Origin of the sequence: Anabaena sp. CA = ATCC 33047 (assembly GCF_963870205.1) — a bacterium.
Classification (GTDB): domain Bacteria; phylum Cyanobacteriota; class Cyanobacteriia; order Cyanobacteriales; family Nostocaceae; genus Trichormus.
Genome location: NZ_CAWMSA010000003.1, coordinates 178,230 through 196,386, shown reverse-complemented (window position 1 = coordinate 196,386; position 18,157 = coordinate 178,230). Strand labels below are relative to the sequence as shown.

At 40.6% G+C, this 18,157-nt stretch carries 16 protein-coding genes; 13 read left to right on the top strand and 3 right to left on the bottom strand.

What is annotated here, in order from left to right:
- The 7 genes from AACS98_RS01280 to AACS98_RS01250 all read left to right on the top strand — a co-directional run.
- A partial coding sequence (locus AACS98_RS01280) for a diacylglycerol/polyprenol kinase family protein (RefSeq protein WP_066375329.1) occupies nucleotides 1–640 on the top strand: 640 nt, incomplete at its 5' end.
- A gap of 276 nt (nucleotides 641–916) precedes the next feature.
- Complete coding sequence (locus AACS98_RS01275; protein ID WP_066375327.1) at nucleotides 917–1,528, top strand: hypothetical protein; 612 nt, start codon at nucleotides 917–919, stop codon at nucleotides 1,526–1,528.
- 1,119 nt (nucleotides 1,529–2,647) lie between these two features.
- Nucleotides 2,648–4,777, top strand: coding sequence for an HlyD family efflux transporter periplasmic adaptor subunit (locus tag AACS98_RS01270; protein ID WP_066375324.1), 2,130 nt, complete (start codon nucleotides 2,648–2,650; stop codon nucleotides 4,775–4,777).
- A 104-nt stretch (nucleotides 4,778–4,881) separates the two neighbouring features.
- Nucleotides 4,882–7,050, top strand: a complete 2,169-nt coding sequence (locus AACS98_RS01265; RefSeq protein WP_066375321.1) for a peptidase domain-containing ABC transporter — start codon at nucleotides 4,882–4,884, stop codon at nucleotides 7,048–7,050.
- A gap of 415 nt (nucleotides 7,051–7,465) precedes the next feature.
- On the top strand, nucleotides 7,466–7,699 hold the full coding sequence (locus tag AACS98_RS01260; protein WP_157087479.1) for a hypothetical protein: 234 nt from the start codon (nucleotides 7,466–7,468) through the stop codon (nucleotides 7,697–7,699).
- A gap of 307 nt (nucleotides 7,700–8,006) precedes the next feature.
- Nucleotides 8,007–8,192, top strand: a complete 186-nt coding sequence (locus AACS98_RS01255; RefSeq protein ID WP_156481656.1) for a hypothetical protein — start codon at nucleotides 8,007–8,009, stop codon at nucleotides 8,190–8,192.
- A 288-nt stretch (nucleotides 8,193–8,480) separates the two neighbouring features.
- Nucleotides 8,481–8,729 (top strand): hypothetical protein, encoded by a 249-nt coding sequence (locus tag AACS98_RS01250; RefSeq protein ID WP_066375317.1) that lies wholly within the window; start codon nucleotides 8,481–8,483, stop codon nucleotides 8,727–8,729.
- Between the two features lie 105 nt (nucleotides 8,730–8,834).
- Here AACS98_RS01250 and AACS98_RS01245 read toward each other — a convergent pair whose 3' ends face one another.
- Nucleotides 8,835–9,755, bottom strand: a complete 921-nt coding sequence (locus tag AACS98_RS01245) for an alpha/beta fold hydrolase (RefSeq protein WP_066375479.1) — start codon at nucleotides 9,753–9,755, stop codon at nucleotides 8,835–8,837.
- Between the two features lie 822 nt (nucleotides 9,756–10,577).
- Here AACS98_RS01245 and AACS98_RS01240 point away from each other — a divergent pair.
- From AACS98_RS01240 to AACS98_RS01220, 5 genes are all read left to right on the top strand, one after another.
- A complete protein-coding gene (locus AACS98_RS01240) occupies nucleotides 10,578–11,132 on the top strand; it encodes a thioredoxin family protein (RefSeq protein WP_066375315.1) in 555 nt (184 codons plus the stop codon).
- 70 nt (nucleotides 11,133–11,202) lie between these two features.
- Entirely contained in the window at nucleotides 11,203–11,931 is a 729-nt protein-coding gene (pyrH, locus tag AACS98_RS01235) for a UMP kinase (RefSeq protein ID WP_066375313.1), read from the top strand.
- Nucleotides 11,918–12,466: a ribosome recycling factor gene (gene frr, locus AACS98_RS01230; protein ID WP_066375312.1), complete on the top strand. Its 549-nt coding sequence runs from the start codon at nucleotides 11,918–11,920 to the stop codon at nucleotides 12,464–12,466. The genes pyrH and frr overlap by 14 nt, the downstream gene beginning before the upstream one ends.
- Before the next feature lie 132 nt (nucleotides 12,467–12,598).
- Nucleotides 12,599–13,720 (top strand): geranylgeranyl reductase family protein, encoded by a 1,122-nt coding sequence (locus AACS98_RS01225; RefSeq protein ID WP_066375310.1) that lies wholly within the window; start codon nucleotides 12,599–12,601, stop codon nucleotides 13,718–13,720.
- 345 nt (nucleotides 13,721–14,065) lie between these two features.
- Nucleotides 14,066–14,938 (top strand): MBL fold metallo-hydrolase, encoded by an 873-nt coding sequence (locus AACS98_RS01220; RefSeq protein WP_066375307.1) that lies wholly within the window; start codon nucleotides 14,066–14,068, stop codon nucleotides 14,936–14,938.
- Nucleotides 14,939–14,961: 23 nt separating this feature from the next.
- Here AACS98_RS01220 and AACS98_RS01215 read toward each other — a convergent pair whose 3' ends face one another.
- Nucleotides 14,962–16,659 carry an NAD-binding protein gene (locus tag AACS98_RS01215; RefSeq protein ID WP_066375305.1) on the bottom strand — a complete coding sequence of 566 codons (1,698 nt, stop codon included), beginning with the start codon at nucleotides 16,657–16,659 and terminating at the stop codon, nucleotides 14,962–14,964.
- A 175-nt stretch (nucleotides 16,660–16,834) separates the two neighbouring features.
- Here AACS98_RS01215 and AACS98_RS01210 point away from each other — a divergent pair, with 175 nt between their 5' ends.
- Nucleotides 16,835–17,332 carry a hypothetical protein gene (locus AACS98_RS01210; protein WP_066375303.1) on the top strand — a complete coding sequence of 166 codons (498 nt, stop codon included), beginning with the start codon at nucleotides 16,835–16,837 and terminating at the stop codon, nucleotides 17,330–17,332.
- A gap of 135 nt (nucleotides 17,333–17,467) precedes the next feature.
- Here AACS98_RS01210 and AACS98_RS01205 read toward each other — a convergent pair whose 3' ends face one another.
- Nucleotides 17,468–17,875 carry a hypothetical protein gene (locus tag AACS98_RS01205; protein ID WP_066375302.1) on the bottom strand — a complete coding sequence of 136 codons (408 nt, stop codon included), beginning with the start codon at nucleotides 17,873–17,875 and terminating at the stop codon, nucleotides 17,468–17,470.
- Between the last annotated feature and the right edge of the window lie 282 nt (nucleotides 17,876–18,157).

The window sequence follows — 18,157 nt, the reverse complement described above, 5'->3', positions numbered from 1 at the left end:
GTCTTTGATTCTGGCGATCGCGGGTTTGGTACGTCGTTTTGCCACTAGCGATGCTGAAATTGTCCGCAAAATAGTTCATATCGGTGCTGGCCATGTGATTTTAATCGCTTGGTGGCTGAATATTCCTGCTAATGTAGGTATTGGGGCTTCCATTTTAGCGAGTATCGTCACACTATTGTCGTATATATTCCCTATTCTCCCAGGTATCAACAGCGTAGGCAGACAAAGTTTAGGAACGTTTTTTTATGCTGCTAGTGTGGGTATTTTAGTGGCTTGTTTCTGGCACTTACAACAACCTCAATATGCTGCAATTGGGATGATGGTGATGTGCTGGGGTGATGGACTAGCGGCTTTGATTGGTCAACGCTTTGGTAAACACAAGTATAAACTTTTGGGGGCGCAAAAAAGTTGGGAAGGCTCCTTCACTATGGCTGTAGTTAGCTATTTTGTGTGTAGTCTAATTTTATTAGGTGTGGTCGGCAATGTCTGGCAGACTTGGATAGTAGCATTGGCGGTTGCTGTGGTTGCTAGTAGCTTAGAAGCTTTTTCATTTCTTGGCATTGATAATTTAACTGTACCCCTAGGCAGTGCAGGTTTAGCTTTTGCGTTAATGGAAATCTTGCCTTTTTACTTCAATTAATAATCGATCAAATCAATTATCTAATCTTGTAATGTTTGTAGTAAGGACTTTAGTCCTGATTGATTTTGAGGACTAAAGTCCTCACTACGAAAATTAAACCACTAAAGTAACCCTCTTTAGTGGTTTTTTAATATGAATTTTTTAGGGAAATAAAATAATTGGAATTATTACCAGTAGCAGATATAACTTAACTCAAGTTATTACTCTAGAGAGTGGGAGTCACTAATTTATAAATGTAAACCAAGAGTAAGCAAGAAAATCTCACTTGAAAATAAAATGAGTTTTTTTGATTATTCAATTCCACCTCTACGGCGCAAACACACAACTGTAGATAAACATGAATTACAAGGAATTTGGTATGTTAATTGGAAAATTGGTCAAATCCCAATTTATTCTACTTTTTATACTTGTATTGATCAAGCTTGTATATTTTGGAGTTTATTGCTAATTCCGATGTTTGTTACCGCCCAGTTTCTTCCTATTAGTTGGAGTTTACAGGCAACTTGGTGGTCATTACTCAGTTTAATTGGAATTGTAGCTATGGTAATTTGGACGCATTATTGGGTAAAAATGCACCAAGTTAGATGGGTGCTGTATTCCTGGGTGATACTCATGATATTTGGGGTGATATTAACTGATTTAAGTATTTTCTTAGGCTGGGGTAAAATCTTGGTGCATTTGTGTCCGTTATGGTTGGGATTGAGTAGCATCGGCTACTTTTGTACTGGGTTAGGGGTGCGATCGCGTGCTTTAATTTTCACAGGTATACTGCATTTACTGTGGATTTTTATCTTACCTTATATGATGGCTTGGCAATTTCTCAGCACTGGTGCTGTCATGGTTTTTTCCCTGTTACTACTAGCTGAATTCCAGTGGGATGGTTTATAGTGATCTCCCAAAACCCAGGATAGCTTTACTTGTAGCCCATCAGGTAACTTTACATCTACTACAAGTAGTAAACTTTCAACTTTGAATTATGTCTTCAGATTTATGAATTCCTCAAGAACAGGACGTATAGTTAAGTTCTTAGATGGTGTTCCCTCTAAGTTATGTAAGTGAGGCTAAGAAGATATGTTTATCCCTAAATTCTTTGTGCATCCGCCTACTAAACATTTGCAATGGCTGTCTTGAATAATTAAATGATTGCAGATGTAAATCTTGTGAAATTTCCCAAATAGCAGTGTAAAATTTGGGATTTGAGGAAAATAATACCAAGTTGGATATTTTGGCTCAATTCTCTTTGACGATGGGAATTGATAGGTAATTTTTCTGTCCTGCTTAAGTTAGCATCATTCTAGAAAATACTCTAGGAAAATTAACACCAGCTAATTTTTCAACAAGACTATTTCGACAGCAGCACAGCTACCTTTTGTTGGATAAGGTTAGGGTTATGCTATGGCTGCACTGGGTTCTTCAGCTTAATTTGCCTGAGTTCAGGCAGATAAGTAAGAACTAAATTCATCTATTTCATTTATCTGAAAACTACTATATAAGTCTTGGGGCTTTTAGTTGTCATGGCACAAAAAAAATTGTGCTAAAACAACTAAATTAATTATTGTTTCAGAAAGTAAAGGTTCAACATTGTGTGTCTACCCTGATTTAAAAAAGGGGAGAGGAGGTGATAGCAACTCGCTCAACGTAAGTGAGGATTTTGAGGGAGTTTGAGCGTTCTCCTCTGTTTTCTCTGGACGCTATTAACGTCACAGTTTTAAGAAAAGTCATGACTGTACTAGCGCACTCTTTTCTTAATCCCCACCTTTTATTATATCAATTAACAAACATGATGTTTGCTAATATTAGCAACATTTGTTGACATTTCGCGTTGACCTTTTAAGTCCTCAGAAGGTCGTTAAATGCGCTCGCCTATCCACCCTGGGAATTCTGTCTTTTTCGACTGAAAATAAGTAGTTTCACGATTTGTGGTGATGAACAGTGCTTGATAGATCAACAGGCACTTGATTCGCTGAGTCTAATTTCTGCACACATATATATAGAAGGTGCAACACTGTGAACACCTTACGCCAACAAATCAATAATTTTTGGCCTCAGTCAAATGAGCCAAATCCAGAGCAACTTCCGACATTAGAAGCCAACGAGTTTCTACCCCATATCGGTAAATGGACAACTATCGGTGGCGGAGTAGTCTTAAGTTTGTTTGTCGCCGGGGTTGGTCTGGCAAGTATACTCAAGTACAACGTCACAGTTAAAGTACCCGCAACTATTCGTCCTGTGGGAGATATTCGGGTTGTGCAGTCGCTCATTAGTGGCAAAATTCAAAAGATTGATATTGCAGAAAACCAGACAGTCGGGCCAGGAGAAGCTATTGCTTATATTGATAATTCCCGCCTTCAAAACCAAAAAAGTCAATTACAGAATCTCATTCAGCAGGTACAGTTACAACAAATAAACATCAATGCTCAACTCAGAGAAATTGATGCTCAGATTGCTGCCCAAACTAACTTAAATTACCGGACTAATCTAGCGGCACAAGCTGAACTCAGTGGTACACAACGCAACTATGGAGATCAGCAAGTTAAAGCTATGGCTGAGATGACGCAAGCCGAAGCGGCGTTATCTTTAGCCAGGATACAACGCGATCGCCTACAACGAGACAAGCTATTAAAACTGACTGTGCAAGAAACGGAAGCCGCCTTAAATTTAGCCAGAGTCCAACGTGACAGATTACAACGGGAAAAACTGTTAACAGCAACGGTAGAGGAAGCCGAAACCGCCCTGAAATTAGCCAGAGAACAACGCGATCGCTTACAAAATGAAAAACTCTTAACCACAACTGTAGAGGAAGCAGAAGCCGCCTTCAATTTAGCTAAAGCACAACAAGAACGTTTACAACGGGAAAAACTGTTAACAGCAACGGTAGAGGAAGCCGAAACCGCCCTGAAATTAGCCAGAGAACAACGCGATCGCTTGCAGAGAGAAAACCTGTTAACCGCCACAGTAGAAGAAGCAAAAGCCGCCTTAAATCTAGCGATCGCCCAACGTGACCGCATGCTACCCATAGTTGCATCAGGAGCCATTCCTCGCAACACCTTTGAAGAAAAAGCACAAGCCGTCAAAACAGCCGAAGCCAGACTTGCCCAAGCCAAAGCCAACGCCAAAAACCTTTTAGAAGAAAAAGAGCAAGCCATCAAAACAGCCGAAGCCAGACTTGCCCAAGCCAAAGCCAACGCCAAAAATTTGCGCGAAGAAAAAAACCAAGCTGTCATCTCCGCCAAAGCCAAACTTGAGCAAGCCAAAGCCAACGCCAAAAACCTTTTAGAAGAAAAAGCACAAGCCATCAAAACAGCCGAAGCCAAACTTGCCCAAGCCAAAGCCAACGCCAAAAATTTGCGCGAAGAAAAAGAACAAGCCGTCATTGCCGCCGAAGCCAGACTCGCCCAAGCTAGAGCCAACGCCCAAAATCTCCTTGATGAAAAAGACCAAGCTTTAACAACCGCACAAACAAATTTAATCAAGGCTAGAACAGGAGTTAATCCGAGTGATGCGCCGGTGACAGTCGCACAGGAACGAATTAAGCAAGAACAAGCAAGAGGTGAAGCTAACTTAGCAGCTTTAAACAAAGAAAGAGCAACCCTACTGCAACAACGCCTAGAATTTGAAAAACAATTGGATAGAAGCCGCAAAGAACTGCAACAGACTATCAACGATATTAACCAAAGTGTAATTCGCGCCCCCATTGCCGGGACTGTCTTACAGTTAAACTTGCGTAATCCAGGGCAGGTAGTGCAACCAAGCGAGGCGATCGCTCAAATTGCCCCCCTCAACGCCCCCTTACTGATTAAAGCTAATCTACCAGCCCAAGAGATTAACAAAATCAAACCCGGTCAACAAGTCCAAATGAGAGTTTCTGCCTGTCCCTATCCAGATTATGGCACTCTCAAAGGCACTGTCAAAACCATTGCACCAGATGCCCTACCCGTTGCCAATAATAACCCAACACCCAGCGTCAAAGCTTCCGCCTATGAAGTCACCATAGAACCACAAACTCCTTATGTTGGTAGAGGCGCAAGACAATGCCAACTCAAACCAGGAATGGAAGGTCAAGCAGATATTATTTCCCGTCAGGAAACAGTCATGCGGTTCATTCTCAGAAAAGCCAGATTAATTGCAGATATGTAGGAATTGGAAGGGATGGGGAATTGGGTAAAAATTTTTCTCCCCTGCTTCCCCTGCTTCCCCTGCTTCCCCTGCCTCCCCTGCCTCCAACAATAGGTACACCGCTCATGTTTGGTTTATTCAAATCCCGCAAAAATTACAAGTGTGTTTTGCAGTTGAGTGAGGAAGACTGTGGAGCAGCTTGTCTCGTGACGATTTACAGGCATTACGGACGCTTTTTAAGCATCAATAAAAGCCGAGAATCTGTAGGCACAGGACAGTTAGGTACAACCTTATTAGGACTTAAACGTGGTTGTGAACATCTAGGTTTTAATTGCAGAGCCGTCAAAGCTGCACCTGCAATCATCGACAGAATCAAAGAAATACCATTACCTGCCATCATTCATTGGCGAGGCTATCACTGGGTAGTTTTATATGACAAAAAAGGGCGAAACTATGTCATAGCTGATCCAGCCGTGGGCATTCGCTACGTCAGCCGGGAAGAGCTAACAGCAGCTTGGAATGGTGTCATGTTGTTAGTAGAGCCAGATCCCATACGCTTTACTCAACAACCCCAAGAAAAACCACAAAACGGCTTTGCTCGCTTTCTCAAGCGCATCATCCCTTATCGGGGACTAATCACCCAGGTGTTCATGCTCAATATTGTTCTGGGTGTACTCGCTTTAGGTACTCCAATTCTGATTCAACTGCTAACAGATGATGTTTTGATTCGCGGTGATACTCAGTTACTAACTGTTGTAGTCACGGCAGTTGTGATCATGAGTTTGTTTAGTAGCACGATGCAGGTGATGGAATCAACCATGATTGCTCACTTTAGTCAAAGGTTACAACTAGGTTTAGTCTTAGAGTTTGGACGCAGAATTTTACAATTGCCTTTGACTTATTACGAAGCTCGTCGCAGTGGAGAAATTACCAGCCGACTCAGAGATATTAACGAGATTAATCAGTTGGTGTCACAGATTGTAGTGCTTTTACCTAGTCAATTGTTCATTGCTGTCATCTCATTCTGTTTGATGCTGTTTTATAGTTGGCAGTTGTCAATAGCAGTGATTCTGGTTGGTGCGTTAATGAGTTTATCAACCTTGCCACTTTTACCTGTTTTACAACAAAAAACGCGCAGTCTATTAGTTTTAGGAGCAGAAAATCAAGGTGTCTTGGTAGAAACTTTTAAAGGCGCACAGGTTTTAAAAACGACCAATGCAGCACCACAATTTTGGGATGAATTGCAAAGCCGTTTCGGCCGGTTGGCGAATCTGACTTTTAGCACCATTCAAATTGGGATTATCAATAATACTATTGCTAGTCTTTTATCTACTCTTGGTAGTGTGGCTTTACTGGGACTAGGCAGCATTTTAGTAATACAAGGTCAATTAAGTATTGGTCAAATGTTGGCTATTAACGCTCTACAAGTGAATGTTTTGGCGTTAATTAGTACGTTAGTGGGTTTAGTGGATGAATATTTTCGTTCCCAAACTGCTGTTTCTCGTCTATTAGAAGTGATTGATGCTACCCCAGAAGTCGATGAAACGGCGCAAAAACCAGTAGCGCAAATAGCTGCTGATGCAGATATTCGGTTTTCCCATATCAACTTTCATCACCCTGGTAGAGTTGATTTATTAGAAGACTTTTCTCTGAAGCTACCGGGAGGAAAGGTTATTGCATTGATTGGTAAGTCAGGTTGCGGTAAAAGTTCTTTAGCAAAACTGATTGCTGGTTTATATCAACCAAATTCCGGCAACATTCGGATTGGTTTTTATAATATTCACGATTTGGCACTGGATTGTTTACGACAACAAGTAGTTTATGTCCCCCAAGAACCTCATTTTTGGAGTCGCTCAATTTTAGAGAATTTCCAGCTAGGAACGCCACATATTCCCTTTGAAGATGTTGTCACAGCTTGCGAGATGGCTGATGCTGATGGTTTTATCAGCCAATTACCGAATAAGTACCAAACAGTGTTAGGGGAATTTGGGGCAAATCTCTCTGGCGGACAAAGACAACGATTAGCGATCGCCAGGGGTATTCTGAATAATCCTCCCGTACTGATTTTAGATGAAGCGACTGCGGGATTAGACCCAGTTAGCGAAACTCAAGTTTTAGATAGACTCCTCAAACATCGACAAGGTAAAACCACAATTTTGATCACCCACCGTCCTAGCGTAGTCCATCGCGCTGATTGGATTGTCTTACTAGATCAAGGTAAGGTACAACTACAAGGTACTCTAGAAGAATTCCTGGCTCAACAAGGAGAGCATTTAAAGTTTCTCTCGGTGTAAATTTTGTTTTCGGCTTGAGGTATTAAAACTTTAAATTTTCTCATTCAGAATTGTAATAAACGCCTTATAGATGTGCAAAATTGTGCATCTTTTTTTTGGGAATTTACATAAATTTAATTAATATTCTCATACCTTAAATAAAAAAGCACATTTCATAAATTGTCTGTATGCTTGTCAAGGATTGTATTACTCAAAAAACATATAGTGCTTAACTTTTATATTCATGTTTAAACCTAGAAAACCTCAAATAATTTTATTATCAATATTATGATAAATTCCTAAATTTCATGTATCAGCAGAAAGAAAATATATATATGTAATTCCTACTTTTGACTCATTCAAATAACTAGGATTTCATTAATAATAAAAACATAGGTAATTAACACCTATTTAACGTAAGTGAGGTAAAGATTTTATGTCAGTTATAATGATGTCTGATTTAGTTGCAGACTTATCCGCCGAACAACAACAACTCCTAGCTGGTGGACAAGGTACATCACAACCTACTCAAGAGGATGACTTGTTAGATAGAGACGGCGAAGACGGCGGTATGCAAGGGTTAATGACTCTACGTTCTGGTACTTACAGAATTAGAAAAAACAGCCGAACCACAGCTATCGTCCGCATTCAAAGAATTGACCGAAACTAATCTTTGAATGTATGAAGTCAGGATAGTAGAAGATGGACATAATTGTTGAAAAATCAATTATTTTTGCAAAATTTTGCTCATTCTTCTACTTGATTTGACCGATTAACCAGAGTGACAACAGAGAAGCAAGTGCTAAATATAAGTGCTAATTTTTGTTGTCTCTGTTTCTAAATGCAAATGAATCTCACTGATGTTCATTTCTGTACGGTTTAACTCAAATAGTTAACCGTAAATTTGCACCCATCAAGGTATTTTTATCCCCAAGGGTGCTAACTAAAAACAATGTACAAAACTGAGGCAATTAATTATGTCAACTCAAGTCATTACATCTGATTTGTTGGTGCCATTATCCACAGAAGAACAGCAACTGCTATCTGGCGGGCAGAGAGAAGAAGTAGAAGCACAACGTTTTGGAGGTGGTTTTGAATGTCGCCGAATTAGAAGAAGATACTTTAGATTACGTCGATGTGTCCGCAGATGCTCAAGATTCTAATCCTACAAAACAACCGGATTAATTAGTAACTTAGTTTACTTAAAATTGCACCCACGCAGGTATTTTACCTGTGTGGGTGCAATATATTTATTCACAAAATTTACAGGAAAAAGTCCTAATTAATCCAGTTCAGAAAAATCAAATGTTTATATTTTTTCAACATCTAAAGACATAAGAATTATAGTTTTTTTTATGTCTAAAGAATAATTTATTTACTAGCAAATAGTTTTATAAATAAGTCATAGGTGATTAACACCTATGTAGGTAACGTAAGTGAGGTAAATATCCATGTTTAGTCAAACAATTGCATCCGATTTATTGGTCGAATTATCCACAGATGAACAGCAACTTCTCGCTGGCGGTAAATGTGGCTGTAATAAGTCAGGTTCAGTTCAGCCACCTGATGATGGAACTGAGCCTGAAGCAGTTGCGCCAGCAAAAGCACGTTTGGCTGTTGGTAAAATAATCACAGTAACACCATTTGCCAAGTGTTTAAATGGCGAAGAAACTGATGGTGGAATGGAAGACATGATGTAATGTTGATAACTCGCTAGCATCAACCCATGATCACAAGTCTGAATTGTACCTCTGCGTAATGCAGATAAAGTACATCAGACTTGTTTTTTTGCTATGAATGAAGAATTATGCGGGGATTTTTTGAGTCTTCGATATTCTGACGCGCTCCCAGATCCAATCTTGTAAAATGGGGTTGACTAATTCAGGTGCTTCATCTTGCGGACAATGACCTACACCTTCTAAGGGAATAAATTTGAGGACTTGGGGATAATTGGCTAACTCTCTACCTAAATCTACAGGTTCCCACGGGTCAGCTGTTCCCCATACAATCATTGCTGGACAAGGTAGTAAAGGTAAAAGGTCTTCTGGCAGAGGCCCTGTAGAATAAGAGGTAAATGCTAGGAAGACAGCCACAGCACCAGGATCACTGGCTGGTGCTGTGAGAACATCCACCAATTCCTCTGTGACTGCTGCCTGATCAGCATAAGCTTGCAACAAGATTTTGCGGACTGTTTTTGCTTGAGCAACTTGATTAAAAAAGAAATTGCCAATAGGCTTGACGGATAATACTCTTTGCAGTGCAGGCGCGCCTACACGACGTGACCAAGGTAAGGTTTCTCGTTTGCGATCGTGCAATAATCTTAAGGAACAGTTGAGCAAGGAAATACCTAAAGCAATGTCTGGGTTACTGACTGCTGCTTGCATGGCTACAATACAGCCAATAGAATTTCCCACTAAAAAAGCTGGCTCACCTACTACTTCCCGGCAAAAGTCTGCTAATTGCTGTCCCCAAGTTTCTAATGTATAAGCAATTTTAGTGTCTGGTTCTGGTTTAGCTGAACTACCAAAACCAATTAAATCAATGGCATAAACACGGCAATTTTCTGCTAACACAGGTATGTTTTTTCGCCAGTGTAACCAAGAAGCACCAAAGCCATGTATTAAAACAACAGCCGGCCCAGTAGTTCCTTGAGTTTGATAGCAAATGGGGAAGCCTTGCCAAATCCAGGTTTTTGTAGAACACAAGTTGATTGTAGAAGTAGTCATGGGAATCAAGACCTGAAGATTAAATAAACAACCCAACAGCCGAGTCACTCATGGTGGATGTGCGTTTTTAGTTCTAAGCAAAATCTATAAAATGGTCAGTCATGCGATCGCATTACACAATCATCACTACATCTCTAGAGTATTTGTACTAACTTTTGGCTTGATACTGATACGTGACTTTAGCCTCAAAGTTTTCCCGGCAGTCCAATTACTTTTTTAAACACCACAAGCAGTTTCATTGATTTTTTTATTTTCTTTAAATCCTACTTTTGATATTGACATAAAATTTTGATTTTGTAACGCCATTTAGGCTTGTATATGATTTCTATTGATAATACTCAAGCGTACATTCAGCATAATTAACCTCGCAGGTGAAATTATATTGAATTGATGTACAGTTTTAAGTATTAGTTAACAGAAATATGTGATTTGGATGTTTTTGACTCATAAAGTTTAGTTAAACTAAATATGATTTTTTTAAAGTTTGTGAGGATTTTGGGGGAGGAAAAGTTTTATTTTATGTCGGTGAAGGCATAAAACACTATCGATTTTGTAATTTTGAGTGGCTGAGGCAGTGACTATAGATATTTGAGAACGAGACTGTTAATAATCCTAGGTAGGATATAAGCAAAAGCTATCAATAATTGGCACAGGTGATGAAGCTAGCATGATGGTGATTTCAGTAGTTTCACAATGTACGATGTCGAAATTTATTTTTAGGATATATTCAATATTAAGCATCTGCCCAAGGTGATTTGCAACTGAGAATTCACGCAAAACTCCACCTATGTTTTTGTTGCTAGTGCCTTCCAGTAAAAGAAGATGACTACACTAGAAATCCTTGAGACTCCCGTTGGTGGTTATGCACCAGATTTTGAACTGCCAGGAATTGACAATCAAGTACACCATCTGAGGCGTTATTTAGAAAAATGGCGTGCAGTAGGTGTGATTTCGATGTGCAACCACTGCCCTTATGTAAAGTTATATCTCAGCAGATTAAAAAATATCCAAACAGAATTGGCAGCAGAGGGATTCCAACTGATAGGGATAAATGCCAGTGAGAATACGGAATATCCTGGGCAGAAGTTGGAAAAGATGAAAATGTTTGCTCAGGAACACCAGTTGAATTTTCCTTACTTGTGGGATTCCACCCAAGAAGTGAGTCGGAGTTTAGGCGCGACTAAAACCCCGATGGCATTCCTGATCGATAGTTGTGGTATATTGCGATATAGAGGACAGATTGACAATCATCCTGACAAACCATTTTCCCAAGGTGAAGACTATCTCAGAAATGCGATCGCAGCTTTGTGGAAAGGGGAAGAAATCCTCATACCTGAGACGGAACCAGTGGGAACTTCATTAATTTGGCGTATCTAGACATAGGTAGTCACTGTGCTGTTATCTTAAATTGGAGGCAATTGCAACTTTTTTGAGAAAGCGTGACTTCATGGGAACGAATTACCGACGGGTTTTACTTAAACTGAGCGGTGAAGCCTTAATGGGCAACATGGGCTATGGCATTGATCCAGAAGTGGTAGAAGAGATAGCCCAAGAAATAGCAGAGGTGATAGCCAGTGGCGTTCAAATTGCCATCGTCGTGGGCGGTGGCAATATTTTCCGGGGCGTAAAAGCAGCGTCAGCAGGGATGGACAGAGCAACTGCTGACTACATTGGTATGATTGCCACAGTCATGAATGCGATGACGCTGCAAGATTCGCTGGAAAGGATGGGAGTACAGACGCGGGTACAAACTGCGATCGCTATGCAAGAACTAGCAGAACCATATATTCGTCGTCGAGCCATCCGTCATTTAGAAAAAGGACGGGTGGTTATTTTTGGTGCTGGTTCTGGCAACCCATTTTTTACTACAGATACGACAGCAGCATTAAGAGCGGCAGAAATTGATGCAGAAGTAATTTTTAAAGCTACTAAGGTAGATGGGGTTTACGATGCTGATCCCCAAATCAATCCTAACGCTAAACGGTACACCAGTCTCACCTACACTCATGTGTTAGCGAACGATTTGCGAGTCATGGATAGTACCGCGATCGCCTTGTGCAAAGAAAACAATATCCCTATTTTAGTCTTTGACTTAACAGTGCGCGGCAACATTCGCCGGGCAGTTTTAGGAGAATCTATCGGTACCCTTGTGGGAGGTTCGTGTGAAATTAGCTGAAGCTGAAAGTAAAATGCAAAAAACTGTTGGAGCAACTCAAGAAGCCTTCAACACCATCCGTACTGGTCGCGCTAATGCCAGCTTGCTAGATAAAGTCATGGTAGAGTATTACGGTTCACCTACACCGTTAAAATCTCTAGCAAATATCAGTACACCAGATGCCACAACAATACTGATTCAGCCTTACGACAAAAGCAGCTTAAGCCTGATAGAGAAAGGCATTTCTCTCTCGGATGTAGGTTTAACACCCAGCAACGACGGTTCTGTAATTCGGCTCAACATACCACCACTAACCACCGAACGCCGTAAAGAATTTGTCAAACTGGCAGCTAAGTATGCTGAAGAAGGTCGTGTTGGGATTCGTAACATCCGCCGGGATGCCATAGACTCAATTCGTAAACAAGAGAAAAACGCCGAAATTTCCGAAGATGAGTCTAAAGACTTACAAGATAAACTGCAAAAACTGACCAACAAATACACCGCCAGAATTGACGAGTTACTGGCAGAAAAAGAAAAAGACATTACCACTGTCTAAATAGTTTCCTGTCATCGATGACAAGGGGAAAGGGCAAAGGGAAAAAGCAGATTTATATCGCTTTTTCCTGGGAAACTTTCCCCTTTTGCCTGAAAACTGAGTTTTTGAATTTTGAATTTTAAATTTTGAATTATGTACGACACCATCATTGTGGGTGCTGGGCCAGCAGGGGGAACAGCTGCTTATCATTTAGCTAAAAAAGGGCGTTCAGTATTAATTTTAGAAAAAGAATCCCTACCTAGATATAAACCCTGTGGTGGTGGTTTGTCACCAGCGATCGCTCAGTGGTTTGACTTTGACTTTACCCCAGCCATTTCCGTCAAAGTAGACTCGATTCGCTTTACCTGGAAACTAGATGATCCTGTAGAAGCAAAAATTGAGACAAAAGAACCAGTCTGGATGGTGCGACGGGATATTTTTGACCATTTTTTAGTGCAGCAAGCCCAGAAACAAGGCGCACAACTACAAGACAACACAGAAGTTACAGGTATTGAATTTCACAGCGACCACTGGCAAGTAAACACAGTCAACGGCCCCGTTACCGGTCGCTACCTGATCGCCGCCGATGGTGCAAAAGGGCCGATGGCAAAATGGCTAGGCTTCAAAGACCGTAAACGCCGCCTCGCTGGTGCTTTAGAAGCAGAAGTAGCGACGGATGTGGCAGATAAATCTACAATTCATTTTGAATTTGGTTTAGTAAAAAACGGCTATATCTGGAACTTTCCCAAAGCTGATGGTTATTCCATTGGCGTAGGTACATTTATCGGTGGAGAACCCCAAGACTTTAAAAAAATTGTGGCTGAGTACGCCCAGTCATTTAATTTAGATATGAAAAATAGTAAGCAATATGGTCATCCGCTTTGCCTGTGGGATGGTAATCAAAAACTACATACCCAAAACGCTGTGTTAGCTGGTGAAGCAGCTTGTGTAGTTGATCCGATGACCGCCGAAGGGATTCGTCCCGCTATTTTTAGCGGTTTAATAGCCGCCGCTATGCTTGATCAGGCACTATCTGGTGATATCAACGCCTTAGAGCAATACACTGAGATTATCCATGAACGATGGGGTGCGGAAATGGCTTGGGCTAAAAAATTAGCTGGCGCATTTTATCGCTTTCCTGGCGTTGGTTATCAAGCTGGTATCAAGCGTCCTTCGAGTACAAAAGTCATGGGTCAAGTTTTGTGTGGTGAACTTTCTTATAGTGATGTTGCTGGACGCGCACTTAAGAGATTAGTCCCTGGTTTTAGAGGCTAAATCTTAGAGGATGTCTGAGAAGTTAAGAAAGATACTAAAAACCCCTCTCCAAACCTCTCCCCTGCAAGGAGAGAGGCTTTTAAACCCCCCTTCCCTTGTAGGGAAGGGGGGCTGGGGGGTTAGGTTTGAGTGACTTTGGTGTTACTAAAAATACTTTTCAGACATCCTCTTAGTTAATTATTTCTTGTGGTGCGGGCAAGATGCCCGCACAGGACGGTCAAGATGACCATCCCACAGGAGTTTCCTGATACATAAATTAAGACTTACCTCGACTGGTGCTGATAAACCCTGGTGAATTTTGCTAGCGTGGTGAGATAGGGGTTAGCTAGGCAAGCAGAGGATAACATGGCGCATTTAAATCTTCGTCGTCCCCAAAATGTCACCGGCGATTTTTATGTTGATACTAGCTGTATTGATTGTGATACCTGTCGCTGGATGACTCCTGAAGTATTTTATCGTGTTGATGAACAATCGGCAGTGCATCATCAACCAACCAATGAAGCAGAAAGATTAGCTGCATTGCAAGCACTTTTAGCTTGTCCAACTAGCTCTATCGGCACAGTTGAAAAACCCAAAGATATCAAACTGGCTCAAGAAAGTTTTCCGATTTTAGTAGCAGAAAATGTTTATCATTGCGGCTATCACTCCGAAAAATCCTATGGTGCAGCTAGCTATTTAATTCAGCGTTCAGAAGGAAATATATTAGTAGATTCTCCCCGATTTACACCGCCTTTAGTCAAACAGATAGAAGCAATGGGGGGAATTCGTTATCTGTATTTAAGCCATCAGGATGATGTGGCAGATCATGAAAAGTATACTGAACATTTTCAGTGCGATCGCATTCTTCATACTGATGATATTTCTGCGGGGACTCGCCATGTAGAAATACAATTAACGGGTTTAGACCCTATAGAATTTCAGCCAGATTTATTAATTATTCCCGTTCCAGGTCATACAAAAGGACACACAGTTTTATTATACAAAAATAAGTTTCTGTTCACTGGCGACCATCTCGCCTGGTCAGAAAGCAAGCATCAGTTAGCAGCATTTCGTGATTACTGCTGGTATTCCTGGTCAGAACAAATTAAATCTATGCGAAAATTGGCAAATTACACCTTTGAATGGGTGCTACCAGGACACGGGCGGAGATTTCACGCTGATGTTGATACCATGCGTCAACAGATGCACAAATGTCTTGAATTGATGGAGAACCTTTAGATTTTAGGACGTGATAAAATCCTTTAAGGATAAGTTTGTGTACCACAAACTCGCTCATTACGCCACAATTGATATAACTTATTAGCTGGCATCGTCAAATACAAAACATCACCTTCATTGAGGTAACTTGTTAATAAATTCCAACCGTGGAGGCTTTGACCATTGCTTTCTACATACAACGGTACAAAGTCGGCAGACATGGCTATTTCTTTGACTAACTTACCGCAAAAAGGATGTGATGGTGTAATTAAAGTAGCAAAGGCTACCCACAGTCTATCTGCGGTGATGCCATTACCGAGAACACGCCCACCCAAAGCCGCCGCAGCAAAGGCTGGTGCTGCTAATTCTGCGGAACTGAGTACAGCCTCAAAGTCAAATACTTGTTGTGCCATCCCGGCAAAATCAGGATCAGCGTAGTGGACAATAACTGGTATTTTGGGTGCTAAACCTTTAGCTTTGAGGGCAATTTCTAAATTAGTGGCATCATTATTAGTGACAGTCAGCACAGCCGCCGCCGAGGTGACATTGCTAGTTTGCAGGATGGTGCGAAAACTAGCATCACCTTGAATTACGGGAATACCTAGCCCACGCACAGAGTTAATATATCTGTTATTCGAGTCTGTTTCAATAACTACTACTTCATAACCATTAGCATGGAGTTGCTGGACAATTCTATTACCAATACCACTTAAGCCACAGACTATATAATGATGTCGTTGTGGTACACGGGCAACATCCCAAAATTGTTTAAACCGACTACCCAAGACAAAATCGGTCAGCATGGCGTACCAAATGCCAATCACCACTGCCCCTACTAGCATCATTACCACTGTAAAAACTTTAATACTGTTAGGAGCGTTTTCTACAACTTTGTCATTACCACCTGCGCCGGTAATCATGCCTACGGAGAAGTATAACGCATCGACTACAGACAAACTTAACTCAGTAGACATATAGGTGAGTGTAGCAGTTAAAATCACTGCCAATAGCACAATTGCACCTACTACGACTGATTGCCCATGTTGTCGAAAATGTCGCAGACTGGTAAATATTTTCAGCAGTTTTTTAATTAAGGATCTGCGAGTGGAACGGATGCGGGGTTGGATAGCAACAATTAGGCGATCGCCTACTTTTAATTCTTCTCCCGACAGCACTGCCCCTACTAAATTTACCTCACCTTTTATGGGTAAATAATTAATCGGTATCCTGGTTGAATCTGCCCACAAATCATTTAATTTACGTCCTAACCACGGATGATATTCATTAATATATTCTTCTTGAATCGGCCAAGTTTGCTCATATAACTTAATTTGTCCAATCGCTTGATTTCCTAAAGCTGCAAAGCTGAATAATGGTGCTGCTAAACTCACAACACTCATGCTTAAGTGGTCTGATAATGTTTGATCCAGACGTTCACCTAAGTTCGTATTATATAAACGGTTGATGATGCGAATGCGAGAGTTTAGTACCCGTGCTTGCATCATGATTGATAAATTTATTTCATCATTTGAGCTAGCGATAACTAAGGTGTGCGCTTCATGAATTCCTGCTGCTGTTAGTGTAGCAGCTGCACATAAATTACCCACAATCACGTCGCCTGCTGCTTCGCCAGGGATGGGTTTGTGATGAATACCCACAACCAACGCTCCCTGTTGTCTGAGCAAACGAAAGATTTTATATCCAGTACGTCCTAAGCCACAAACTATAATTCTAGGTTTCATGTAACAGCAGCATTATTGATTAAAAAGGGCTGCGTATTGATTAATCAACATTGTGGCTTACTTTCCTCCAGCAAAACTGTAACTGAAGGTACGATACTTTTACAGTTAATGGCACTTTTATTTAAAGTATCGAGTCATTGTTATAGAAGTAGCTGGAATTTTAATACTTAGTTTTATGAAAAAACTAACTCAAATTATCGCTCTTGCTGGGATTTTATCTTCATTAGCTGTAGTAGGAACAATTACAACCAAAACACCTGCACAACCACAGTCACAACCAGGGCCGATTTTTACACCCAATGTGCAGTTACAGGTACAACGCACTAGGGGTAATTGTCCCAAAACTGTTGGTTTGTGGTGGATAGGACTACCCTATGAAGGTGGCGCAGAACATACTGTAATTGCAGATACTAGAGTCTTTGCCAATGAAACAAAATTAGTACCGTCTCAAAATAAGCGGTTTGTAGAATTTGTTTCAACTTTAAACAGTAACTATGCGACTTGTGTAGGGAAAGCCAGTTCAAAAGAATATGCTTTCTACAATGTAGAATTTAACAATAAAAAAGCATATTTTCGTGTAGATGTGCGGAATATTAATGCACCTGCTAGCGAGATTGTCTATAAAACTGTAACGGCTTTTCGTCCTTATGTCCGGTGGGCGATCGCAGATTAATTACAGATTAATTATGGAGAGTTGAGAGTGCATAGTCTCAAGTTGCAAATCTCGGATACATCCCCAACATAAAACTGTGTTACCTATCACTCTCTTTTCCCCGATATTTATGAGCATGACAATCCGTTTTATCTCCTATTGAATGGCATCGAAGTTAAAAATGTCATAACGTATCTCGGCTCTATCCACACCTTGAAATCTATCACCTATTCTCACAGAAGGGGCTGTTGGTTCTACCAGTGGTTGATTAACCAATAGTCTGACATTCTCATTGATTCGCCACACACCTGCATTTTCATTGGTGACAGTGAAAATGTCATTATAATTGCTCACCAAATTTGTAGATATAGTCTGGTTGTTTTGAAAAAATGCTTGATAGTCATCTGAAATTGACCGAGTAGCGATACCAGCTAGAGGTTTGCCGGATAATGTAAAATTATCTTGTTTTGGTGTAGCGGCTAATGCTAACTGTGGTTGTACTAAGATAGCCAGCCCAGCAACAGCTAATATGCTTTTGCAAGCCTTCACAATTTTGTCGATCATTTTCTTATAACCTAATTATTTATTATTAGTTTTATTGTCGGTAAAAACCAAGAAATATATCTCTATCTTGAGTCGAAATAATATCTAGAATAAATAATTATATTCTCCAGCTTTTGTTTGAAAGAAAAACCAGTTAATTATTTGAATATACAAGTTTTGAATCTATCAAAAGAAGGTTGACACTAATTGTTGAGCAAGCTGCTAGATAATAGACAAGGTAGAATTTTTTACCTAATCCCTAATCCCCAGCCTCCCAAGATTCTCCAACACTAAAGAACATGG